Raw genomic sequence first — 24,571 nt, 5'->3', positions numbered from 1 at the left:
AAGGATGAAAGAAAATGAAGATAACGATAGATGCAATGGGTGGCGATAATGCTCCCAAGGCACAGGTTTTAGGAGCGATGAAAGCTGTTGAGGCTTTTTCCGATGTGGAAATTACCTTGGTGGGCAATGAAGCGGAGATAAATCAATACTTAACGAAACATGGCCGAATAAAGGTTGTACATACTGATGAAAAAATATTAAGTACCGATGAACCGGTTCGTGCGGTTCGCCGCAAGAAAAGTGCCTCGATGGTACTAGCTGCACAACAAGTGGCTGATGGAGAAGCAGATGCATGCATTTCTTCAGGCAATACTGGTGCGCTAATGGCTGCAGGCTTGTTTGTTGTTGGAAGGATAGAAGGCATTGAACGCCCCGCATTGGCTCCAACCCTTCCGACAATCGATGGTAAAGGTTTCGTATTTCTGGATGTAGGTGCGAACTCTGATGCGAAGCCGGAGCATCTGCTGCAATTCGCCATAATGGGATCTGTTTATGCTCAAAAAGTGCGGGGAATTGAAAAGCCGCGGGTCGGACTCCTGAATATCGGAACAGAAGAAAAAAAGGGGAATGAACTGACTAAGCAGGCTTTTACATTGCTACAGCAATCATCGGAGATATCCTTTATAGGTAATGTAGAGGCCAGGGACCTTCTAAATGGACCGGCAGATGTTGTCGTTACGGACGGCTTCACGGGAAATATGGTGTTGAAGACACTTGAAGGTACGGCTATGGGTGTATTTAAAATGGTGAAAACGGCCTTGATGAGCAACTTCAAGAGTAAGATGGCTGCAGCAATGGTCAAACCGGAACTAAAGGGCATTAAAATTAAAATGGATTATTCGGAGTATGGCGGTGCTGGCCTATTCGGTTTGAAGGCCCCTGTCATAAAGGCGCATGGTTCTTCAGATGCGAACGCGGTCTATAATGCGATACGCCAGACTCGCGATATGGTGGGGAATGACGTCATATCGACCATTGCAAAGACAATAGAAAAACAAAAATAAATCAAAGAGGCAGGGGAGTAACAGATGGGTAAAATTGCTTTTGTCTTTCCAGGACAAGGTTCACAGTCAATAGGAATGGGTCATGGCTTATTTCAGGAAAACGAGCGTGCTCAGCATATTTTTCGAAAAGCCGATGAAAAACTTGATTTTCAACTTTCCGAACTGATCTTTAATGGCACACAACAAGAATTAACGGTAACCTATAATGCACAGCCAGCTTTATTGACCACGAGCTATGCCTTTGTCAAGGAGTTAGAAGAAGCGGGAATCAAACCTGATTATACAGCAGGGCATAGTTTAGGTGAATATACGGCTTTAGTGGCATCAGGTGCAATTTCTTTTGAAGATGCCGTTTATACTGTGCGTAAGCGCGGTGAATTCATGGAAGCTGCGGTACCGAATGGTCAAGGTTCAATGGCTGCGATACTGGGAATGGACCGTGAAGCTCTATCTGAAGTGACTTCTGAAATAACAGCAACAGGGGAATCCGTTCAATTAGCCAATATTAATTGTCCAGGCCAAATCGTCATTTCTGGAACTTCAGAAGGGGTTAAACTTGCAAGTGCAAAAGCCAAGGAGAATGGGGCTAAACGGGCTCTTCCTCTTGAAGTGAGTGGACCGTTCCATTCGGAATTGATGAAACCAGCGGCAGAAAAGTTACAGGGTGTCCTTGATGAAGTAAGCTTCAAACAGGCACAAATTCCTGTCATTTCAAACGTAACGGCTAAGCCCATTACTGCACCTGCTGAAATAAAAGAAAAATTAATCGAACAGCTGTATTCACCGGTCCTCTGGGAGGACAGTGTGAAAACCCTACTTGAATTGGGAGTGGATACGTTCATCGAGGTAGGCCCTGGGAAAGTATTGGGTGGATTAATAAAGAAGATCGATCGTTCCGTTCAAATTCACTCGGTCTCCGATATAGAAACACTAACTAAAACAATTGAAACATTGAAGGGGGCAAAAGCATGATCCTCGAAGGTAAAAAAGCACTTGTAACAGGGGCGTCAAGAGGTATTGGCAGGGAAGTTGCATTAGAACTTGCCCGTCAAGGAGCAGACGTTGCCATCAACTATTCTGGCAGTGAAACGAAAGCGAATGAAGTGGTGGAAGAAATCAAGGCATTGGGCCGTAAAGCATTTGCCATCCAGTGCGATGTTGCAAATAGTGACTCGGTGACAAGCATGATCAAAGAGGTCATCGAACAGTTTGGCAGAGTGGATATTTTGGTTAATAATGCCGGTATCACACGAGATAACCTATTGATGCGAATGAAAGAAGAGGAATGGGATTCAGTGATCAATACGAATCTTAAAGGAGTTTTCCTTTGCACAAAAGCGGTCACAAGACAAATGATGAAGCAGCGTAGCGGCAGGATCATCAATATGGCATCGATCGTCGGCGTCAGCGGAAATGCAGGTCAGGCAAATTATGTTGCGGCCAAGGCTGGTGTGATCGGACTGACCAAAACTACGGCAAAGGAACTTGCTTCAAGAGGGATAACGGTAAATGCGATTGCTCCTGGTTTCATCTCGACGGATATGACTGGGGAATTGCCTGAAGATGTCCAAAAAGCCATGTTGGACCAAATTCCGCTTGCAAGGTTCGGTGACCCAAAAGATATCGCTGCAGTGGCGTCTTTCCTCGCTTCTGAGGCAAGCAAATATATGACTGGACAAACTCTTCATGTAGATGGCGGCATGGTCATGTAAGTTTTCTTTGATTTTTTCCGAAATTAATTTATAATGTTTTGAGGGGAGGTGAACACATTGGCAGATGTATTAGAAAGAGTAACGAAAATCGTTGTAGATCGTTTGAACGTAGAAGAATCAGAGGTTAAACTTGAAGCTTCTTTCAAAGAAGATCTTGGTGCCGATTCCCTAGATGTAGTTGAACTAGTCATGGAATTCGAAGACGAGTTTGATATGGAAATTTCGGACGATGACGCTGAAAAAATCGCCACAGTAGGTGATGCTGTGAATTACATACAAAGCACTATGTAATGTATTGTCGTTTGACTAAAAGCTCCGTTTTTTAACGGGGCTTTCTCTTATTCTTAAAGAAGGTTTGATGCAGCGGCAGATATAAGGGAATGAGCATGCCCCAGGTAGCCCCGCCTGCATTGCGGTGGTCTTTTGCCGTTAGTTTTCTTTAAGCGGATTATAATGTATGATGTACATAGGAAAGCTTGACAGGAATTCCTGCCAGGTTTCTTTTTAATATATTGGAAAAATATGCTTTTTGAACCGTTGTGGAGGGTTTTGTGTGATGCGTAGGAACGGAAATAATCGTAAACCATCAATCAAGGATAATAAATTTAAACAGTTGCAGGAAAGTCTGGGTTTTCATTTTCAGGATGAAAATTTATTGAAACAAGCTTTTACACATTCATCTTATGTGAATGAGCATCGCCGTAAGCCTTATGAAGATAATGAAAGGCTTGAATTCTTGGGAGACGCTGTGCTTGAACTGACCATCTCTAAATACTTATATCAAAAATATCCGATGATGAGCGAAGGTGAACTTACCAAATTAAGGGCAGCCATAGTGTGCGAGCCTTCACTTGTCGCTTTTGCCAATAGCCTTTCTTTCGGGGAATATGTTTTACTCGGAAAAGGGGAAGAAATGACAGGTGGACGAGAACGCCCTGCCATGCTTGCGGATGTATTCGAAGCCTATATTGGGGCTTTGTACCTTGACCAAGGATTAGAGCCAGTTGTGCAGTTTTTGAAGCATGTTGTATTTCCGAAGATAGACGAGGGTGCTTTTTCTCATGTGATGGATTATAAGAGCCAGCTTCAAGAGCTGATTCAGCGTGATGGTATCGGTGTCCTGCAATATAAAATCTTGCAGGAAAAAGGACCAGCCCATAACCGGGAGTTTGTTTCGACCGTTTCTCTGAATGGAGAAGAACTGGGCTCTGGTATAGGAAAGTCAAAAAAAGAAGCGGAGCAGCATGCTGCCGAGCATGCATTGATCGTTTTAAAAGAAAAAAAATCAACAAGATAGTTGAACAGTAGAGGAGGAAAGGTCATGTTCCTCAAACGCTTGGACGTTGTAGGATTTAAATCTTTCGCAGAGAAAATTTCGATTGATTTTGTACCTGGAGTCACGGCAGTGGTTGGACCAAACGGAAGCGGCAAAAGTAATGTGACCGATGCAGTCCGATGGGTACTTGGAGAGCAGTCTGCGAAATCGCTGCGTGGAGCAAAAATGGAAGATATCATCTTTTCGGGAAGTGACACGAGGAAAGCGTTGAATTTTGCAGAAGTTTCATTGACCCTTGATAACGAGACGAATTCCCTGCCGATTGATTTTCATGAAGTCAGTGTGACTAGACGGGTATACCGATCGGGAGAAAGTGAATTTTTCATTAATAATCAAGGTTGCCGACTGAAGGACATCATAGATCTTTTCATGGATTCTGGTCTTGGGCGTGAAGCATTTTCCATAATCAGCCAAGGGAAAGTGGAAGAAATCCTAAGCAGTAAGGCAGAAGAAAGACGAGTGATCTTTGAAGAGGCAGCAGGTGTCCTGAAATATAAAACAAGAAAACGAAAAGCGGAATCGAAGCTGACGGAAACACAGGATAACTTAAACCGTGTCCATGATATCCTCCATGAATTGGAGGGGCAAGTGGAACCGCTGAAAATTCAATCTTCCCTCGCCAAGGAATTTTTGGAGAAGAAAGAAGAGCTTGAGCAAATAGAAGTAGCTTTAACCGTTTTTGAAATAGAAGAACTTTATGAAAAATGGGAAAATCTATCCCAGGAACTCGAAAAACATAATGAAATGGAACAGCAAATGGCAGGGCAGCTTCATGACAGGGAAGCGCATCTCAAAAAGCTTCGGGATAGTCTTGCGACTCTTGAGGCATCGATCAATGAACTTCAGGAAATTCTCCTGAATGCCAGTGAAGAACTTGAAAAGCTTGAAGGCCGTAAAGAAGTTTTGAAAGAACGGAAAAAAAATGCCGCCCAAAACAAGTCACAGCTTGAAAAAGCGATTGTGGAAGGTGAGGCTGCTGTCGAGCGCTTGTCCCTGCAAAAGGAACGAGAAACGGAACTCCTGAATGCCCTGAACTCGGAAGTGAAAGGGATACAGGAAACCTTAAATGAAAAACAAAAAAGCTTAGGCCTATTCAATAGTGATATCGAAGCGATGATTGAAGTGAAAAAGAGTGACTATATTGAGTGGTTGAACAAGCAGGCATCGGCTAAAAATGAAAAACAGTACCTGCTTCAGCAGCTAACACAGCAGGAACATAAAAATGCTAAACTTGATATGGAAAATGAAAAGTTCTTAACCGAGCGAATGGGTATCACTGCTAAAAAATTGGAATATTCAAAGCTAATGGAAAATGTGACCAAGCAGCTTGAAGAGCATGTCTCTTATTTCCGGAATCAGCAGAACAAATTGAATGCGGCAAAGGATACGTATCAAAAACAAGAAACCACTCTTTATAAGGCCTATCAATTCCTTCAACAGGCAAAATCACGTAAGGAACTTCTTGAAGAAATGGAAGAGGATTATGCAGGCTTTTTTCAGGGAGTTAAAGAAGTTTTAAAAGCGAAAGAAACCCTTCGAGGCATAGAAGGGGCAGTTGCGGAATTGATAAAGGTTCCAAAGGAATATGAAACGGCCATCGAAACGGCTCTGGGCGGAGCGATGCAGCATGTGGTCGTTGAACGCGAAGAGCATGCAAGAGAAGCCATTTCCTTCTTGAAGAAACATAAGTATGGACGTGCGACGTTCTTGCCTTTATCAGTCATTAAGGCAAGAGAGATTTCAGTAAGCCAATTATCGATGCTAAAGAGCCACTCAGCTTTTGTGGGGACGGGCTCCTCATTGATCCAATATGATGACAGGCATGCAGCAATTGCGGAAAACCTGTTAGGGACTGTCATAATCACGACAGATCTAAAGGGTGCAAATGACTTGGCGAAAATGATGCAGCACCGTTTCCGCTTCGTAACCTTAGAAGGTGATATCGTCAATCCAGGTGGTTCAATGACTGGTGGCGCGTTGAAGCAAAAAACGACCTCCCTGCTTTCAAGGAAAACGGAATTGGAAGAGCTCCATCAAAAACTAGCCGCCATGGAAGCGAAAACGAATCAGCTAGAAAAGCAGGTCAAACAGCTCAAAGTGGATGTGGGTGTTCAAGAGCAAACGCTTGAACAAACCAGAAAAACAGGGGAGAGCCTTCGATTGCAAGAACAAACCCTGAAGGGCGAACTTCGTGAAGTGGAGCTACAGGAAAGAAATGTGAATGAACGGCTGCATCTTTATGATTTGGATAAAAATTCATATTTAGAAGAACAACAGCAAAAAACGGCAAGACTTGAAGAGCTGGAAGAGCTTTTGGAATCATGTAAAATGGAAATTGAAGGGCTTGACCGGCTGATTTCCGACATGACGGAACAAAAGCAATCCCAACAATCCTCAAAAGAGAACCTTGCCGAAGAAACGAATGAACTGAGGGTAACACTGGCCTCTAAGCGTGGGCAGCTACAAAACCAAAAAGAGAAGATGGAACGCATTGATTCGGATCTTTCAAAGGAAACAAGCAGGCTTGACGAAAACAAAGATGATTTGGGGCTCCTGACCAATGAAATGACAGACAGTTCAAGCGGGGAAGAATCCCTGGAAGATATGGCACAGCAGAAATTGCTCGATAAAAATGGGGCAATTGAAGGAATCACTATAAAAAAACAGGAAAAAAACGAGCTTCTAACACAAGTTGAAACACTTGAACTGGCCTTGAAAGAAGAAAACCGACTTTATAGAGGCATTGTTGAAGTGATGAAGGACGAAGAAGTAAAATTAACCCGTCTGGATGTGGAATTGGAAAATCGTCTCGACCACTTGAGAGAAGAATATACGCTTTCCTTTGAAGGTGCAAAAGAACAGTATCCATTGATGATGCCTGCAGAAGAAGCCCAAAAAAAAGTGAAGCTCATCAAGCTTGCAATAGAGGAATTAGGGACGGTAAATTTAGGTGCGATTGATGAATATGCACGTGTAGCTGAACGCTATGAATTCCTCCTTAGTCAAAAGGAAGACCTTCAACAGGCGAAAGAAACATTATTCCAAGTCATCGATGAAATGGATGATGAAATGAAGCGGCGCTTTGCAGATACCTTTTATTCGATCCGTGAAGAATTCGAACAAGTCTTCAAAGCATTATTTGGCGGAGGAAGAGCTGAGCTTAAACTGACGAATCCGGATGATTTACTAAATACAGGGGTAGATATCATTGCACAGCCGCCTGGGAAAAAACTGCAAAATTTGAGCCTCTTATCCGGAGGAGAACGGGCACTGACAGCCATAGCCCTTTTATTCTCCATTCTGAAAGTGCGGCCGGTGCCTTTCTGTATTCTTGATGAAGTCGAGGCAGCCCTTGATGAGGCGAATGTCGTCCGGTTCAGCCAATTTTTAAGGAAGTTCAGCAGGGAAACGCAGTTTATCGTGATTACTCACCGTAAAGGCACGATGGAAGAGGCTGATGTACTATATGGCATTACGATGCAGGAGTCAGGCGTTTCCAAACTTGTTTCCGTCCGGATGGAAGAATCAGAAAACTTTATTGAAGTTTAAATTCATTATTAGAGGAAGTGGGACAATGAGTTTTTTCAAAAAGCTAAAAGAGAAATTTACGAACCAGGAAGATAAAGAAAAAGAAGTTGAAGCAGAAGTATCCATAGGGGAAAAATTCAAGCAAGGTTTGACAAAGACAAGGAATTCCTTTACTGGAAGGGTTAATGAACTTGTTGCCCGTTATCGGAAAGTGGATGAGGACTTTTTTGAAGAACTTGAAGAAATCCTGATACAGGCTGATGTAGGCTTTGATACTGTGATGGAACTAATTGATCAATTAAAAATGGAAGTCAAGCTTCGCAATATCTCTGATACAAGGGAAGTGCAATCCGTCATTTCCGAAAAGCTTGTCGAAATCTACCAAGGTGATGAAGAAGGGACTCCGAGCCTGAATATACAAGAAGAAGGTTTGACGGTCATTTTGTTCGTAGGGGTTAATGGGGTAGGTAAAACGACGACAATCGGTAAACTTGCTCATAAATTCAAGGCAGAAGGCAAGTCTGTCGTATTGGCAGCCGGGGATACGTTCCGTGCAGGTGCAATTGAACAGCTCGAGGTATGGGGAGAACGTGTTGGTGTCAGTGTAATCAAGCAAGGAGAAGGCTCTGACCCTGCTGCGGTCATGTTCGATGCCATTCAGGCCGCCAAGGCTCGTAAAGCGGATATTCTGATTTGTGATACAGCTGGACGTTTACAAAATAAAGTGAATTTAATGAAGGAATTGGAAAAGGTGAAACGTGTAATTGAACGTGAAATACCTGGTGCACCACATGAAGTGTTGCTTGCCCTTGATGCAACAACTGGACAAAATGCACTTATTCAGGCCAAGACATTCAAGGAAGCGACCAATGTTTCCGGTATTGTTTTAACAAAGCTTGATGGCACGGCAAAAGGTGGAATTGTTTTGGCAATTCGCAATGAACTGGCCATTCCCGTTAAATTTGTCGGGCTTGGTGAAAAAATGGACGATCTGCAGGAATTCGATGCAGAGAAATATGTTTATGGCCTGTTTGCTGATATCATCGATAAAGAAGAGGTTTAAGCAAAAAATGTCCGGAAGAGATTTTTCTCTTCCGGATTTTTGCCATTTTTTAATGAGGCACCAACATTGTTACAGGGTTCACTGTGAACTTCTAGAAGCAAGAAAACGAAAAAAATAATGCTTTGCAAACAAGTGGTAAGGAGTTTGACTTGACATCAAATAAACAAGGCTTTACAATATAAACTTGTAAAGGGTTTTCACTTAACAGCAGGGAGGCTTGCTAAGATGCTTGAAAAGACAACGCGGATTAATTATTTGTATGACTTTTACCAATCGTTGTTAACAGAGAAGCAGCAGAGCTACATGTCCCTCTACTATCTGGATGATTACTCTCTTGGCGAGATTGCCGATGAATACGAAGTAAGTAGGCAGGCAGTCTATGATAATATAAAAAGAACAGAAGCGATGCTTGAGGAATATGAAGCGAAGCTATTGTTATTTCAAAAATTTCAAGAGCGTAACCAGTGGATTGCGAATATGAAGGGACTCATAGAAAAGGATTCCTTTTCAAAAGAGAAGCTGCTAGACGCAATCACAACGCTTGAGAAGTTGGATTAGGAGGCGGCAATATGGCATTTGAAGGATTGGCCGACCGACTGCAGAGCACGATGCAAAAGATCCGTGGAAAAGGTAAGGTCAACGAAGCGGACGTTAAAGAAATGATGCGTGAAGTTCGATTGGCCCTGCTTGAAGCGGATGTTAACTTTAAAGTCGTGAAGGATTTTGTAAAACGTGTTAGTGAACGTTCGGTAGGTCAGGAAGTGCTGAAAAGCTTAACCCCCGGTCAACAGGTAATTAAAGTAGTTAAGGAAGAATTGACGGAGCTGATGGGCGGCGAACAAAGCAAGATTGCCGTTGCCTCGAAACCACCGACCGTCATTATGATGGTAGGGCTTCAAGGTGCTGGTAAAACGACGACCACCGGAAAGCTTGCCAATCTTCTTAGAAAAAAATACAACCGCAAGCCATTGCTCGTTGCGGCTGATATTTACCGTCCGGCGGCGATTAAGCAGCTTGAAACACTTGGCAAACAATTAAGCATGCCTGTTTTCTCCCTTGGGGACCAGGTCAGCCCTGTTGAAATTGCCAAACAGGCGATTGAAAAGGCTAAGGAAGAACATCATGATTATGTGTTGATTGATACCGCAGGCCGCCTTCATGTTGATGAAAACTTGATGGGTGAACTGAAGGATATCAAAGAATTGACAAAACCCGATGAAATCTTCCTGGTTGTCGATGCGATGACAGGTCAGGATGCGGTCAATGTGGCCCAAAGCTTTAATGAACAGTTAGGCCTGACTGGAGTCGTACTTACGAAACTTGATGGGGATACACGTGGTGGTGCGGCACTTTCGATTCGTTCAGTCACCAACACGCCGATAAAATTCGTCGGTATGGGAGAAAAATTGGATGCACTTGAAGCATTCCATCCAGAACGGATGGCGTCAAGGATCCTCGGCATAGGTGATGTATTGACCCTTATCGAAAAAGCACAGGCCAATGTAGATGAAGAAAAAGCGAAAGAATTAGAGAAAAAGATGCGTACAGCCACTTTTACCTTTGATGATTTCCTTGATCAGCTTGGTCAGGTGCGGAATATGGGTCCGCTTGATGATATTCTGAAAATGATTCCTGGTGCGAACAAAATGAAAGGGATGGATAACCTTCAGATCGATGAGAAACAGATCGGTCATGTCGAAGCTATCATCCGTTCAATGACGACGCAGGAAAAGGAACATCCAGAAACCATGAATGCATCCCGTAAGAAACGGATTGCCAAAGGAAGCGGCAGATCGATTCAAGAAGTGAACCGCCTATTGAAGCAATTCGAAGAAATGAAAAAGATGATGAAACAGGTTACGAACATGCAAAAAGGGAAGAAAAAGGGATTCAAATTCCCGTTCATGTAAGGTTTATTTTAGGTTGAAACTAAGGAGAAATACGGGTTAAAGCCATGTGTTTCAACACTTTTTTCACCTGTTAAGAAAAAAACCTTTACAAACATACAAGACATTTGATATTATACTATCTTGTGTGAAACTATTCGGAGGTGCTTATTTAAAATGGCAGTAAAAATTCGCTTAAAACGTATGGGAGCTAAAAAATCTCCTTTCTATCGTATTGTAGTTGCAGATTCTCGTTCACCACGTGACGGACGTTACATTGAAGTGGTAGGAACTTATAACCCGGTGACTCAACCAGCTAAAGTTGAAATCAACGAAGAGCTTGCTCTTAAATGGTTACAAGATGGAGCTAAACCATCTGATACAGTTCGTAACTTATTCTCAACACAAGGCATCATGGAAAAATTCCATGTTGCAAAAAACAGCAAGTAATCGACGGTAGTTGATGAAAGCACTAATTGAAACGATTGTTTCAGCACTTGTGGATTATCCGGAGGAGGTCATCGTGACCTCCAAGGAAGAGTCCGACCGGATTGTTTATATCCTCTCCGTTCATAAAGAGGACATGGGCAAGGTCATCGGTAAACAAGGGCGTGTTGCTAAGGCGATTCGGACTGTGGTATATGCAGCAGGATCTTCACAGCAGAAGAAAATCTATTTGGAGATTTCCGAATAAGGAGGGCTAATACCCCTCCTTTTTTTGTACTTCAAGAAAGTGAAATTCCGACTTTGATCCTATTTGGATCTGAACCGGAGTTTAAACTTTACGCCTTTTTAAGACGCATCTTTTATCGATTTACGTTATACTTAAGAGAATGACCCCCTTTTCAAAAAGATTACCCTATCATACATATTTTTTGAAGGAAATAAGAAATCATAGATAATAGGAGGTGCTGGAATGAAAATTCTCCAAAATGTAATCGTTAACCAAGTATTAACGGAATCCAGCAAGAATCAGCTCCTCGAGAAGTACAAGTCAAAACGCCTTCAGCTTCAAAAAGAGAGTGAACAGCTTCGCTTTGAACTGAAAAAGCTTGAAAAAACAAGAAATCTCCAGCCTGCTAGTCTCCGTGCTCATTTCGAAAAAGAAATAAACCAGAGGCAAGAAAAAATTAAACTGCTTGAATTTCAAATGGAGCAGTTGGAGATCCTTCCCACCGGAAGCGAATTGAAGGAACGGGAAGTTCAAAGTATCATTGATGTGGAAATTGGGGCAGATTGGGACGATATTATGGCAACGAAGACTATTGTCATTAAAGATGGAATCGTCTCGGAAATTCGTTAGAGGTGAAAGAATGGAAAAATGGTTTAATGTAGGTAAAATTGTCAACACACATGGTCTTTTAGGAGAAGTGCGTGTCATTTCTTCAACAGACTTTCCGGAAAAACGATTCAAAGTGGGAAATACACTGCATTTGTTTAGGGACACTGATAAAAAGCCTTTGCCGCTTATCATCAGGTCACACCGTACCCATAAAAACTTTAACCTATTGACGTTCGAGAACTATTATAACGTCGGACAGGTCGAGGCTTTTAGAAACGGGGTACTAAAAGTGAAGGAAGCACAGCTTGGTAAATTGGACGAAGGTGAGTTCTACTTCCATGAAATCATCGGCTGTTCTGTATTTACGGATGAAGGTTTGGAAGTTGGGGAAATCATTGAGGTTCTTACGCCTGGTGCCAATGATGTTTGGGTCATTAAGAAAGCTGGCAGTAAGGATATTCTGATCCCGTATATTGAACAAATTGTAAAAGAAGTAGATATTTCCGCTAAAAAGGTCATCATTACACCGATGGAAGGACTTTTAGACTGATGAAAATCGATGTGCTTTCGCTTTTTCCAGAAATGTTCGAAGGGGTATTTGGCTCGTCCATCTTAAAAAAGGCTGCGGAAAAGCAGGCTGTCAGCTATAAGGTGACCAATTTTCGAGACTATGCAGATAATAAGCACTCGACGGTAGACGATTATCCGTATGGCGGAGGTGCCGGAATGGTATTGAAGGCACAACCGATTTTTGATGCTGTAGAAGCTCTAAAAGGCCAAGCTGAGCTAACCCCAAGGGTAGTCCTGCTTTGTCCTCAGGGAGAGCGTTACACGCAGAAAAAAGCTGAAGAGTATGCAAATGAAGAACATCTCATTTTCATATGCGGACATTATGAAGGATACGATGAGCGCATCCGGGAGCATGTCGTCACGGATGAAATATCGATTGGTGACTTTGTTCTTACAGGCGGGGAATTGGGCGCAATGGTCATTATTGACAGCGTAGTTCGCTTGCTTCCCGGCGTTCTAGGAAATGTTGACTCCCCGATTCTTGATTCCTATTCTTCTGGTTTGTTAGAGCATCCCCATTATACTAGACCTGCAGATTTTCGGGGGATGAAAGTTCCCGATCCGCTAATATCCGGAAATCATAAAAAAATCGATGAATGGCGGATGAAGGAATCTCTGCGCAGAACGTGGATGCGGCGTCCTGATTTGCTCGATAGTTATGAACTATCGGAACTTGAAAAAAAATTATTGTCCGAGATTAAAAAAGAAGACTGATGCCTATTGCATCGACGTTTATAGTATGATAGGATATACCTTGTGACTTGGGCAAAATGCTCAGTCTTATAACGATGTTCCGCTGCAAACAATAAGTATTTGCAAGAGCGTCCAGGAGGAGTTGAAATCGATGCAAAATCTTATTAACGAAATCACAAAAGAACAACTTCGCTCAGATCTTCCATCATTCAGACCTGGTGACACAGTACGTGTACACGTAAAGGTTATTGAAGGAACTCGCGAACGTATCCAGTTGTTTGAAGGCGTTGTAATCAAACGTCGTGGCGGCGGAGTTAGTGAAACTTTCACAGTGCGTAAGATCTCTTACGGCGTTGGAGTAGAACGTGCTTTCCCTGTTCACACACCAAAAATTGCGAAACTAGAAGTTATCCGTCACGGTAAAGTACGTCGTGCGAAACTTTATTACCTACGCGAACTTCGTGGTAAAAAAGCACGTATTAAAGAAATTCGTCGTTAATTCTTCGAATATCTTCATGCGGGTTTACCATGATCCACATAAGGTGAATAACCAAACAGTATCAAAAAGGGAGCTTGTTTTTCAGGCTCCCTTTTTGCACTGCAAGAAACCATTAATGCACATATACGGTGAAAACTATATAGAATCCCGCTCGCTATAGCGTCCGCAACATGTTAAAATAATTGTTGATATGCTTTCTAAAAGGGTGGGTAAGGATGGCGAAAAAGAAAAATGAATTGTGGGAATGGACAAAGGCGGTCATAATCGCGGTTATAGCTGCGACACTGATTCGTTATTTCCTCCTGGCTCCAATTGTTGTGGACGGTAATTCCATGATGCCGACATTAAAGAATACGGACCGCATGCTCGTTAATAAAATCTCCTATTCGATTGGTGAACCGAAAAGATTCGACATTATCGTTTTTGAAGCTCCAGAAGGCAAAGATTACATAAAGCGGGTCATCGGATTGCCAGGGGAAAAAGTGGAATATAAAGATGATACTCTGTACGTGAATGGAAAAGCTTATGATGAGCCATACTTGGATGAATATAAAAAACAATTGATAGATGGCGGGGCTTTGACGGAACCTTTTACATTAAGTGATGTCATAGAACAAGGAACGGTGCCTGAAGACCATCTATTTGTCTTAGGGGATAATCGTCGTGTTAGTAAGGATAGCCGCTATATTAGCGTTGGCGTCGTTCCTTACGATAAAGTGTTAGGAAAAACTAAATTAGTTTATTGGCCGATTGAAGACTTTCGATTGGCGGAATAGTAGGAAGGTGGATTCCATTGACAATACAGTGGTTCCCTGGCCATATGGCCAAAGCAAGACGGGAAGTAACAGAGAAATTAAAACTGATCGACATCATCTTTGAACTTGTGGATGCCCGGATTCCGGCATCTTCACGAAATCCGATGATCGATGAAATCATACAGCATAAACCGAGGGTTATCCTTTTGAATAAAGCTGATATGGCCGATCCGGTGAAAACGAATATGTGGCTTGAATATTATAAATCACAGGGGAAAACGGCGATTGCCATTAACTCGCAGGCAGGAAACGGTTTAAACCAGATTACAGCTGCTTCTAAAAAACTTTTAAAAGATAAGTATGACAGGATGGAATCAAGAGGAATAAAGCCAAGAGCCATCCGCGCCATGATAGTCGGGATTCCGAATGTAGGGAAATCAACTTTAATCAATCGACTTGCCAAAAAGAACATTGCCAAAACAGGGAATACACCTGGTGTCACGAAGGCGCAGCAATGGATAAAAGTTGGTAAGGAATTGGAACTGTTGGACACGCCGGGGATCCTCTGGCCTAAATTCGAGGATCAGGAAGTGGGCTTGAAGCTTGCATTGACGGGAGCGATCAAGGATACGATCTTAAACTTGCACGAGGTCTCTTTATACGGTCTGCGCTTTTTGGAAAAGGAATATCCGGATAGATTGAAATCCCGTTATAACCTGAGTGCAATTCCTCAGGAAACGCTTGAACTATTCGATGCCGTCGGAAAGTTCAGGGGCTGTTTAGCTTCTGGTGGCTTCATTGATTATGACAAAACCGCAGAGTTGGTCGTACGTGAAATCCGTTCAGAAAAGATGGGCCCTCTTACGTTTGAGGTCCCTAAGGATTATGAAGAGGATAATATCCCCGAATAACATTAAGTAGAGATTGCAAGACACTGACCTGATTTTTGAAGAAGGTCAGTGAAAAGGGTTGATACGGAGCTGGAGTTGGATGTCGAAAAGGTTTTTAACTTTTGATGTCTCTTTTCCGCTCCGTATTTTTGTTTGAACTGTAGAAAAGGAGCAAGACTGCCGATAATTAATATGATGGGTGATAAATGATGAAAACTGCAATGAGCATTAAGGAAATCTCCTCAAAGTTAAAGACTATAAGAGAGCCAGAAGATTTATTTTTACAAGAATGCCGGGAAGACAGCCGAAAGGGAGTAACTGACTTAGTGAGCAAATGGCAAAGAGCCTATGAAAAAGAGCTACAGGTAAAGGATGCTTTCACGGAAATGACGGAGTTTGAACGGCAATTGCGCAAACAAGGGTTTTCCATTCTTGCAGGTATCGATGAAGTAGGAAGAGGACCGTTGGCAGGACCAGTTGTGACAAGTGCTGTCATCTTGCCGGAATCTTTTTATTTGCCAGGACTGAATGATTCTAAAAAGATTCCAGAGTCAAAAAGGGAACTGTTTTATGAGATGATTTTTAAGGAAGCACTTTCCATAGGTGTGGGTGTTGTACATAGCGAAGTAATTGATGAAATCAATATATATCAAGCTACGAAAAAGGCAATGGTGGCCGCAGTGAACGATCTGTCAGAACTTCCTGATCATTTGTTGATTGATGCGATGGAACTGGATGTGCCGATTCCGCAGCTTTCACTCATAAAGGGGGATGCAAGAAGCATTACCATCTCTGCGGCCTCCATTATAGCGAAAGTGACTCGTGACAGGATGATGAAGGAATATGGTGAAGAATATCCGGAATATGGTTTCGGAAAGCACATGGGATATGGGACAAGTCAACATTTAGAAGCGCTCGATAAGCACGGGCTTACACCTTGGCATAGAAGAAGTTTTGCACCAGTTAAGGAAATCGCTGCACGTACGAAGGACTAGGGAGGATGAGTGATGCAATCGACAACAAGCGGTCAACCCGTATCTTCACCAATTGAAATACAAGGAACTGCGAGTTTGAAAAACGGTCAAATCCTTTTCGGGAAAGTGAATAAGGTTTTTCCTAACCAAACGGCCGAGGTACAGATTGGCCATCAAAAAATGATTGCCGCTCTCGATATCCCGCTTCGGGCAGGAGAAAGGTATTGGTTTCAAATTCAGCCACCAAATGAGGGGAAGGTCGTGTTAAAAGCTTTAGATTCCCCGAATTTGAACTGTTCCAGCTTAGATGGCACAGCTGCACAATTGATCGCTCATCTCGGCATAACGCCCGAACCTGCGGCGGCAAAGCTTGCCGAATATCTCCTGAAAAACCGTCTCCCGATAACCAAGGAAACTTTTCAGTCCGCTTTGCAATGGCTGAAAACTGCTGATGCAGAAGTTGGTCTGCCTCTGATAAAAACAATGTTCATTCAGCAATTGCCGTTTGTAAAAGATGTATATGATGCATTATTTTCACATGCCAAAGGCGAACCTTTTCACAAATTGCTCAGCGGCCTCAAGCAGCAACTGCAGGATGGGGGAGTTGTAACGAGGACGGCTTTCAAGCTTATGGAGGTATTGGACTCCTTGCATGTGGCTAAACAGAGCCAGCTTCAACAATTCGGTTTGCAAAAACTAGTGACCATTTGGCTGGATTCGGATTCAACACCTGAAATGAAATCCGGCGCATTTTCCCTGCTTAAAAAGACAGGTTTTGTCCCAAAGGGAATTACAGAATCTGTCTTTCTGGCGAAGTTAATTGATGGAGCTGAGGCGAGGTCCGGAATTCCTAAGAACTCAGCGATTGAAAAATTACACCAAGGATTGCATGTACTTTCCAAGGCAAAAAGCGGAGCATTTGGAAAAGTTGACGAAATCGAAATTAATATAAATCGGATATTGAACGGCGTTGATCATAAAGCGACAAAAATGCCAACTGATATCCAATCGTTTCAGAAAAAAATTTCTGCAGAAAAACTTTCCCCTCTTGCCTTTCATTTGCTTGAGAGTGCTTTTGCAGAAGCAACAGCTGGAAAAAAAGCATTAGGCGGAAATGTAGAAGTGAATGACCTTTTAGGCTATTTGAATATGGATAGAGAGCAGGTAGTTGAGTCGAAGGGTAAGGCGGCCAAACTACTGTTTCAGTCACTTAAACAGCTGTCTGAGGCCCAGTTCGTTAGGAATAATGAGAGGCTGGTCCTTGCCCAGGTATTTGAAGCTGAGTTTCAAACAATCGATTTTACTAATGGTCCATCTGTTGCACACCAACTAAAAGAGTGGACGAAGATCCTTGGTCTTCAGCTGGAACATGCACTTGTTAATCTTACTAGAGATGAAATGGAGTTCTCGAAGGATTTGGATACACTTAAACCGCTGCTGCTTAAATTGCTGAATGAGCAAACTCCGGCAGCCATTAAGGAGATCGCAGAACAAATCCTAAATCGGGTCACTGCCCAACAGATCCTTGCACAAGAAAATGGGCCGATTCAGAATTTGCTCCTTACACTTCCAATCAATCTGGGCTCTACACAAACGGACCTAACGTTACAATGGAGCGGAAGGAAAACAAAAGATGGCAAGATAGACCCGGAATACTGCCGCGTCCTATTTTATTTAGAATTAGAACGCCTTAAAGAGATTATCATCGATATGCAGGTACAAAATCGAATCATAAAGGTGACGGTCATTAATAGGCATGGAGCAGTCCTTGAAGAGACAGCAAATCAATATCTTGAACTCATGAGAGAGAATCTGGAAAAAATGGATTACAGATTGTCAGGTGTTTCATTTGTAAACATGGGAAGCGGAAAAGAGAGGGGCCACGGGTTGAAATCCGTTCCTTTTTCAGAATCTGGTTCATATAGTGGAGTGGATATTCGAATATGAAAAATGATAGGCGAAAAGAAGCGATTGCCTTAAAGTATGATCAAAAGACATCCAAAGCTCCCGTCATATTGGCGAAGGGGAAAGGTAAAACGGCTGAAAATATCCTGGAAAGGGCTATGAAGCTGGATATACCGGTCCAAAAGGATGAGTCGCTTGCTGCACTTTTAAGTCAATTGGATATAAATCAAACGATACCGGAAGAATTGTACGGAGCTGTTGCGGAGGTATTTGCATTCATTTATAAAGTCGACAAGGACATGAATCGGTAGGGGCCTGATTATGCAAGTGATTTCACCAAAATGGATTCTTGTTGGTTTTTGTAGAAAATTAGGGAAATCGTTAATAAATTTTCATTATATTAAAAACATACTAAACTATCAGCAAAAGGACAAAGCCATGGCTTTGTCCTTTTGCTTTTCCTTTGAGTCAAAACAAGGATAAACGTAATTTCCCTGAGGTGTTTTCTGGATTAATATGGTGGAAAAGGGTGTAGCAGGGTGTGTTTTCACTGGACTTATAAGAGAAAAGGCTTTTTAAAAGAATAGAATAATAGAAAAAAAATAATGGATTTTCACTTGAAAGAAACACAACGGCCAAGCAGTTTTTTTCCATTTAATACAAGAGTAAAAAAAGTATATTATGATAATATTCACAAAATTATGTGAAAGAATATTATGCACCAAGGAGAATTTTGTTGTAATATGGTAGAGAAAACAGGCATTAAATTTAAAAGTTGGTTTTTAGTAGATAAGGAGGATGGGAAATGAATATCCATGAGTATCAGGGAAAAGAGATATTGCGACAATACGGGGTATCCGTTCCAAATGGCCGGGTTGCCTTTACTGTAGATGAAGCAGTGGAAGCAGCGAAGGAATTAGGTACGGAAGTTGTTGTCGTCAAAGCTCAAATTCATGCGGGCGGCCGCGGGAAAGCCGGCGGAGTTAAGGTAGCGAAAAATCTTGATGAAGCACGTACATATGCAGAAGAGATTCTTGGTAAGACGCTGGTGACCCATCAAACAGGACCGGCAGGCAAGGAAGTTAAGCGTTTACTTATTGAAGAAGGCTGCGACATTACGAAGGAATATTATATCGGGCTGGTCCTTGACCGTGCTACGAACAGTGTCGTATTGATGGCTTCTGAAGAAGGCGGAACGGAAATTGAGGAAGTGGCTGAAAAGACACCAGAGAAAATTTTCAAAGAAGTAATCGATCCGGTTGTCGGCCTGACTGGCTTCCAGGCACGTAGGATTGCATTCAATATCAATATTCCGGCTTCACTTATAAATAAAGCTTCCAAACTGATGGTTAACTTATATACAGCTTTCGTTGAAAAAGATTGCTCAATCGCTGAAATCAACCCATTAGTGGTAACGGGCGATGGCAATGTAATGGCACTGGATGCTAAATTGAATTTCGATGATAATGCGATTTACCGCCATAAAGACATCGCGGAGTACCGTGATTTGGATGAAGAGGATGCGAAAGAGATTGAAGCATCAAAACATGGCCTTAGTTACATATCGCTTGACGGAAATATCGGATGTATGGTTAATGGTGCCGGACTTGCTATGGCAACGATGGACATCATTAAACATTATATGGGAGATCCGGCTAACTTCCTTGACGTTGGTGGCGGCGCTACTGAGGAAAAAGTAAAAGAGGCTTTCAAAATCATCCTATCCGATCAAAATGTTAAAGGCATCTTCGTTAATATCTTCGGGGGGATCATGAAATGTGACATCATCGCGACAGGCGTAGTAGCTGCTGCTAAAGAGCTTGGCCTGGATGTCCCTCTTGTTGTTCGTCTTGAAGGTACGAATGTGGACCTTGGTAAAAAGATACTTAAAGAGTCAGGTTTAAATATTACGGCTGCTGAATCAATGGCAGATGGAGCACAAAAAATAGTATCACTTGTAGGATAATAGGCAGGGGGGAACATAATGAGCGTTTATATTAATAAAGATACGAAAGTGATCGTTCAGGGAATCACTGGTTCAACAGCATTATTTCATACAAAACAAATGTTGGAATACGGCACGAAAATCGTTGGAGGAGTCACTCCGGGCAAAGGCGGAACAGAAGCGGAAGGGGTACCTGTATTCAATACAGTTTCCGAAGCTGTCACTGAAACCGGAGCGAATGCATCGGTTATCTACGTACCGGCTCCATTTGCTGCAGATGCGATTCTTGAAGCCGTTGACGCAGAACTAGATCTTGTTATTTGTATCACGGAACATATTCCTGTCCTGGATATGGTCAAGGTGAAGCGTTACATGGAAGGTAAAAAGACTCGCTTGATCGGACCGAACTGCCCGGGTGTCATTAGCCCGGAAGAATGTAAGATTGGTATCATGCCAGGATATATCCACAAAAAAGGCCATGTAGGTGTAGTTTCTCGTTCTGGAACTTTAACGTACGAAGCCGTTCACCAATTATCACAAGCAGGCATTGGACAATCTACGGCTGTCGGTATCGGTGGGGATCCCGTTAACGGAACGGACTTCATTGATGTACTGAAAGCATTCAATGAAGATCCGGAAACACATGCGGTGATCATGATCGGGGAAATCGGCGGCACGGCAGAAGAAGAAGCGGCAATCTGGGTGAAAGAAAATATGACTAAGCCAGTTGTAGGTTTCATTGGTGGCCGTACAGCTCCAGCTGGTAAACGTATGGGACATGCTGGTGCCATAATTTCAGGAGGAAAAGGTACAGCTGACGAGAAAATCCGCGTTATGAACGAATGTGGAATTAAAGTTGCCGAGACTCCATCCGTAATGGGTGAAACATTGATCTCCGTCCTGAAGGAAAAAGAAATCTACGAACCTTGTAAAACGCATTGATTTAAGTTGGCCGACCTGTTTTTTGGGTCGGCCTTTATTTCACTCCAAATTCCTCGGGAAACACATTTCGATTACTTTGACCATCACAATCAACCTACCTTTAAAAATATCCGATTAGGGGTGCTTCCAATTGAATAAAACAGAAAAATTAATCCACCTCCATCATTGCCGCGGAGCAGGATGGAAAACAATCCAAATTATCATGTCAAATGACCCGTCCTTATCTTCCCTTTTCACTATGAATCAGGAGGAATGGGTAAAAATCCTCCCTATCCCTTCAAATAAGCTTACCCTCTTTCTCAAAGATTTACATTCACTCAATACCATCGATAAACTTAAACGATACGAAGATTGCCAAATTCATTGCTTGACGATCTTCGATGATGATTATCCTTTTTTGCTGAAGCAAATATTCGATCCCCCATGGGTTCTTTATTTAAAAGGCGATAAGAAGCTTCTAACGAGGAGGAGCACGCTAGGTGTTGTTGGAACACGTAAGCCAACCTCGTATGGACTGGAGGCCTTAAAAACGATTCTATTACCACTTGTAAAGAAAAAATTCGTGATCATAAGTGGGGTGGCTGCTGGAATCGATGCAGAGGCACATAAAATCACTTTGGGGGAAGGCGGAGATACGATTGGGGTTTTAGGAGGAGGTCATTTGCAAATATACCCAAAATCCAATATTTCCCTTGCAGGGGAAATCATCAATAAAGGGTTACTTTTATCTGAGACTCCACCGGAAAAGAGAGCGGAACCTTGGATGTTTCCGCTTAGGAATCGAATCATCAGTGGATTATCACTGGGAATATTCGTGGTCGAGGCCAAAGAAAAAAGCGGTTCCCTTATTACGGCACAATCTGCTTTGGAACATGGCAGGGAGGTATTTGCGCTTCCTGGCAATGTAACGAGTCCAGAATCATTAGGGACCAATCAATTGATTCAAGATGGTGCCAAACTTGTTTTGAGTTCTAAGCAGATTGAGGAAGAATTTTGAACGATATAATATAGAAGATAGACGGAGAATTAAACGGAAAAATAGAAAAAAAAGGTGTTTTTTTAAAAGGAATTGTTGAAATTTTAGACAAAAAGGTTGAAAATATTGTAAAACTGTTATAAGTTTTGCAAATGGCACCTCTTGTCAAAATACTTATAAATAAATAAAATGACATGCTTTGAAAAGTAAAGAGGTGTTGACAAATGTTTTTTGAATGATTAATAATAGTGAAGATTTATATTACCTCTTTGAGGAGGATTTATTGGATGTCAGAATACTTAGTGATTGTGGAATCGCCCGCAAAGGCGAAAACAATAGAACGTTACTTGGGAAAAAAATATAAAGTAAAGGCTTCCATGGGGCATGTACGCGATTTGCCTAAAAGCCAAATGGGTGTCGATGTTGAACATGAATATGAACCTAAATATATAACTATCCGCGGCAAAGGCCCGGTTTTAAAAGAATTGAAAACTGCTGCAAAAAAAGCGAAAAAAATCTATCTCGCGGCTGACCCCGACAGAGAAGGGGAAGCCATTGCCTGGCATTTGGCTCACAGTCTCGATGTTGACATTAATTCTGATTGCCGCGTGGTATTCAACGAAATCACGAAAGAGGCTATCAAAGAATCATTTAAATCACCGAGGCCAATAAATATGAAATTGGTTGATGCGCAACAGGCAAGAAGGGTCTTGGATCGTTTGGTCGGATACAATATCAGCCCGCTTTTGTGGAAAAAAGTGAAAAAAGGCTTAAGTGCGGGACGGGTCCAATCGGTTGCTGTACGGATGATCATTGACCGGGAAAAAGAAATCAAAGATTTTATCCCGGAAGAGTATTGGACAATCAAGGCAGATTTTGTAAAAGGAAAAGAACAGTTTGAAGGTTCCTTTTTCAGCCTGGGCGGTGAGCGGAAAGAATTAAATACAGAAGAGGACGTCAAAAAAGTACTCGGTTCTTTAAATGGCGGCGAATTTACGATAGGGGCAGTGGCTAAAAAGGAAAGAAGGCGTAATCCAGCTGCACCTTTTACGACTTCTTCCCTGCAACAAGAAGCGGCTCGAAAATTGAATTTCCGTGCAAAGAAAACAATGATGCTTGCTCAGCAGCTTTATGAAGGAATCGAGCTTGGAAAGGAAGGGACAGTCGGGTTAATCACGTATATGAGAACCGATTCGACCCGGATTTCCGATGTTGCGAAACAGGAAGCCCATACCTTCATTGAAAATAGTTATGGTAAAGATTATGTTCAGGTTGAGCAGCGGAAAGAGAAAAAACAGACTAATGCCCAAGATGCCCATGAAGCGGTAAGACCAACGAGCACATTACGTGAACCGGGTGTAGTCAAGGAGTTCTTATCCAGAGATCAATTCCGTCTATATAAGTTGATTTGGGAGCGATTCGTTTCAAGTCAAATGTCTTCGGCGGTCATGGATACGATGAGCATCGACCTGCATAACGAAGATGTCATCTTCAGGGCCAATGGTTCAAAAATTAAATTTCCGGGCTTCATGAAGGTATATGTTGAGGGATCCGATGACTCAGTGGAAGAAAAGGAAAATGCTCTCCCTGATGTGAAAAAAGGAGATCAATTCTTTTCAAAAGATGTAGAGCCTAAGCAGCATTTCACACAGCCTCCACCCAGATATACAGAAGCACGTCTTGTCAAAACCCTAGAAGAACTGGGAATAGGCCGTCCTTCCACATATGCTCCTACCTTGGATACGATTCAAAAACGTGGTTATGTTACTTTGGATAATAAACGGTTCATCCCCACAGAGCTTGGTGAGATCGTTCTTGAATTGATACGTGAATTCTTCCCGGATATTCTTGATGCAGAGTTCACTGCCAAGATGGAACAGGAATTCGATAGCGTCGAAGAAGGAAGCATCGAATGGATTAAGGTCATCGATGAATTTTATAAAGAATTTGCTGTTCATTTGGCTAAAGCTGAAGTCGAAATGGAGAAAATTGAAATCAAAGATGAGCCTGCAGGTGAAGATTGTGTAGAATGCGGACATGAGATGGTCTTTAAGATGGGGCGTTATGGTAAGTTCATGGCATGCAGTAATTTCCCCGATTGCCGTAACACAAAACCAATCGTAAAAGAAATAGGTGTGAAATGCCCGAAATGTAAGGAAGGAAACATCATTGAAAGGAAAAGTAAAAAACGCCGTTTATTTTACGGGTGTGATACCTACCCTGGATGTGACTTCATTTCTTGGGATAAACCGCTACCGCGGAGTTGTCCAAAATGTGAAGGTACACTTGTTGAGAAAAAACTCAAAAAAGGAGTCCAGGTCCAGTGCATGGATTGTGACTTCAAAGAAACTCCTCAAGCATAGAAAAGTCTGTGAAATCGTTTACTTTCCCTTTGTACATTTGAGAAACTCTAAATTAAATTGACTCGGCATTTGCCGAGTTTCTTTATGTTCAGCGAAGTATGATATCATGGTAACGTGTGGATTTACTTCTTTGAAGAAAATGGATAAAGCTTGAAACTTTTTTATTTAGGTGATGTGATGTAAAATTCAGTGGACAAGTGCATTCTTTTAAAGATATAATTCCTCTTTGTGTCCATTATCCCTTTTAG

The 24,571-nt window shown here is 42.2% G+C and carries 24 protein-coding genes; all 24 read left to right on the top strand.

Annotated features, from left to right (window positions below; genetic code table 11):
- Positions 1–14 precede the first annotated feature (14 nt).
- Positions 15–1,004: a phosphate acyltransferase PlsX gene (gene plsX, locus ACFX4L_RS05445; protein ID WP_061462377.1), complete on the top strand. Its 990-nt coding sequence runs from the start codon at positions 15–17 to the stop codon at positions 1,002–1,004.
- 24 nt (positions 1,005–1,028) lie between these two features.
- Positions 1,029–1,976 carry an ACP S-malonyltransferase gene (gene fabD, locus ACFX4L_RS05440; protein ID WP_089362438.1) on the top strand — a complete coding sequence of 316 codons (948 nt, stop codon included), beginning with the start codon at positions 1,029–1,031 and terminating at the stop codon, positions 1,974–1,976.
- Positions 1,973–2,716 (top strand): 3-oxoacyl-[acyl-carrier-protein] reductase, encoded by a 744-nt coding sequence (gene fabG, locus ACFX4L_RS05435; RefSeq protein WP_284471299.1) that lies wholly within the window; start codon positions 1,973–1,975, stop codon positions 2,714–2,716. Before fabD ends, fabG begins: the two co-directional genes overlap by 4 nt.
- Before the next feature lie 57 nt (positions 2,717–2,773).
- Positions 2,774–3,007: an acyl carrier protein gene (locus ACFX4L_RS05430; protein WP_034313729.1), complete on the top strand. Its 234-nt coding sequence runs from the start codon at positions 2,774–2,776 to the stop codon at positions 3,005–3,007.
- 265 nt (positions 3,008–3,272) lie between these two features.
- On the top strand, positions 3,273–4,013 hold the full coding sequence (gene rnc, locus ACFX4L_RS05425; protein WP_284472097.1) for a ribonuclease III: 741 nt from the start codon (positions 3,273–3,275) through the stop codon (positions 4,011–4,013).
- Between the two features lie 24 nt (positions 4,014–4,037).
- A complete protein-coding gene (gene smc / locus ACFX4L_RS05420; protein ID WP_377404138.1) occupies positions 4,038–7,601 on the top strand; it encodes a chromosome segregation protein SMC in 3,564 nt (1,187 codons plus the stop codon).
- A 25-nt stretch (positions 7,602–7,626) separates the two neighbouring features.
- The gene (gene ftsY, locus ACFX4L_RS05415; RefSeq protein ID WP_089362441.1) at positions 7,627–8,643 is read left to right on the top strand and encodes a signal recognition particle-docking protein FtsY; all 1,017 of its coding nucleotides are present in this window, start codon (positions 7,627–7,629) and stop codon (positions 8,641–8,643) included.
- A gap of 225 nt (positions 8,644–8,868) precedes the next feature.
- Complete coding sequence (locus tag ACFX4L_RS05410; RefSeq protein ID WP_061462382.1) at positions 8,869–9,201, top strand: putative DNA-binding protein; 333 nt, start codon at positions 8,869–8,871, stop codon at positions 9,199–9,201.
- A gap of 11 nt (positions 9,202–9,212) precedes the next feature.
- Positions 9,213–10,553 carry a signal recognition particle protein gene (gene ffh, locus ACFX4L_RS05405; RefSeq protein ID WP_377404135.1) on the top strand — a complete coding sequence of 447 codons (1,341 nt, stop codon included), beginning with the start codon at positions 9,213–9,215 and terminating at the stop codon, positions 10,551–10,553.
- Between the two features lie 153 nt (positions 10,554–10,706).
- Complete coding sequence (gene rpsP / locus ACFX4L_RS05400) at positions 10,707–10,979, top strand: 30S ribosomal protein S16 (RefSeq protein WP_034313715.1); 273 nt, start codon at positions 10,707–10,709, stop codon at positions 10,977–10,979.
- A gap of 13 nt (positions 10,980–10,992) precedes the next feature.
- The gene (locus ACFX4L_RS05395) at positions 10,993–11,223 is read left to right on the top strand and encodes a KH domain-containing protein (protein ID WP_048684915.1); all 231 of its coding nucleotides are present in this window, start codon (positions 10,993–10,995) and stop codon (positions 11,221–11,223) included.
- A 222-nt stretch (positions 11,224–11,445) separates the two neighbouring features.
- Positions 11,446–11,832: a YlqD family protein gene (locus ACFX4L_RS05390; RefSeq protein ID WP_061462384.1), complete on the top strand. Its 387-nt coding sequence runs from the start codon at positions 11,446–11,448 to the stop codon at positions 11,830–11,832.
- Between the two features lie 10 nt (positions 11,833–11,842).
- Entirely contained in the window at positions 11,843–12,361 is a 519-nt protein-coding gene (rimM, locus tag ACFX4L_RS05385) for a ribosome maturation factor RimM (protein WP_061462385.1), read from the top strand.
- A complete protein-coding gene (trmD, locus tag ACFX4L_RS05380) occupies positions 12,361–13,095 on the top strand; it encodes a tRNA (guanosine(37)-N1)-methyltransferase TrmD (RefSeq protein ID WP_061462386.1) in 735 nt (244 codons plus the stop codon). Before rimM ends, trmD begins: the two co-directional genes overlap by 1 nt.
- 130 nt (positions 13,096–13,225) lie before the next feature.
- A complete protein-coding gene (rplS, locus tag ACFX4L_RS05375) occupies positions 13,226–13,573 on the top strand; it encodes a 50S ribosomal protein L19 (protein ID WP_034313702.1) in 348 nt (115 codons plus the stop codon).
- A gap of 215 nt (positions 13,574–13,788) precedes the next feature.
- Complete coding sequence (gene lepB, locus ACFX4L_RS05370) at positions 13,789–14,349, top strand: signal peptidase I (RefSeq protein ID WP_284471296.1); 561 nt, start codon at positions 13,789–13,791, stop codon at positions 14,347–14,349.
- Between the two features lie 17 nt (positions 14,350–14,366).
- Positions 14,367–15,239: a ribosome biogenesis GTPase YlqF gene (ylqF, locus tag ACFX4L_RS05365; protein ID WP_061462388.1), complete on the top strand. Its 873-nt coding sequence runs from the start codon at positions 14,367–14,369 to the stop codon at positions 15,237–15,239.
- Between the two features lie 188 nt (positions 15,240–15,427).
- Entirely contained in the window at positions 15,428–16,213 is a 786-nt protein-coding gene (locus ACFX4L_RS05360; protein ID WP_377383063.1) for a ribonuclease HII, read from the top strand.
- Between the two features lie 12 nt (positions 16,214–16,225).
- Complete coding sequence (locus ACFX4L_RS05355) at positions 16,226–18,139, top strand: hypothetical protein (RefSeq protein ID WP_377404132.1); 1,914 nt, start codon at positions 16,226–16,228, stop codon at positions 18,137–18,139.
- Positions 18,136–18,408, top strand: coding sequence for an EscU/YscU/HrcU family type III secretion system export apparatus switch protein (locus tag ACFX4L_RS05350; protein WP_318680848.1), 273 nt, complete (start codon positions 18,136–18,138; stop codon positions 18,406–18,408). Before ACFX4L_RS05355 ends, ACFX4L_RS05350 begins: the two co-directional genes overlap by 4 nt.
- A 494-nt stretch (positions 18,409–18,902) precedes the next feature.
- Positions 18,903–20,063 carry an ADP-forming succinate--CoA ligase subunit beta gene (gene sucC, locus ACFX4L_RS05345; RefSeq protein ID WP_061462395.1) on the top strand — a complete coding sequence of 387 codons (1,161 nt, stop codon included), beginning with the start codon at positions 18,903–18,905 and terminating at the stop codon, positions 20,061–20,063.
- An 18-nt stretch (positions 20,064–20,081) separates the two neighbouring features.
- The gene (sucD, locus tag ACFX4L_RS05340) at positions 20,082–20,984 is read left to right on the top strand and encodes a succinate--CoA ligase subunit alpha (RefSeq protein ID WP_061462396.1); all 903 of its coding nucleotides are present in this window, start codon (positions 20,082–20,084) and stop codon (positions 20,982–20,984) included.
- 130 nt (positions 20,985–21,114) lie between these two features.
- Complete coding sequence (gene dprA / locus ACFX4L_RS05335; protein ID WP_377383067.1) at positions 21,115–21,981, top strand: DNA-processing protein DprA; 867 nt, start codon at positions 21,115–21,117, stop codon at positions 21,979–21,981.
- Positions 21,982–22,247: 266 nt separating this feature from the next.
- The gene (topA, locus tag ACFX4L_RS05330) at positions 22,248–24,323 is read left to right on the top strand and encodes a type I DNA topoisomerase (protein ID WP_061462398.1); all 2,076 of its coding nucleotides are present in this window, start codon (positions 22,248–22,250) and stop codon (positions 24,321–24,323) included.
- Positions 24,324–24,571 lie beyond the last annotated feature (248 nt).

The sequence above is a fragment of the Peribacillus sp. YIM B13482 genome (assembly GCF_042787975.1).
In the GTDB taxonomy this organism is placed as follows: domain Bacteria; phylum Bacillota; class Bacilli; order Bacillales; family DSM-1321; genus Peribacillus; species Peribacillus simplex_A.
Note: the sequence above shows the minus strand (reverse complement) of the source record. Positions and strands in the feature narration are given on the sequence as shown.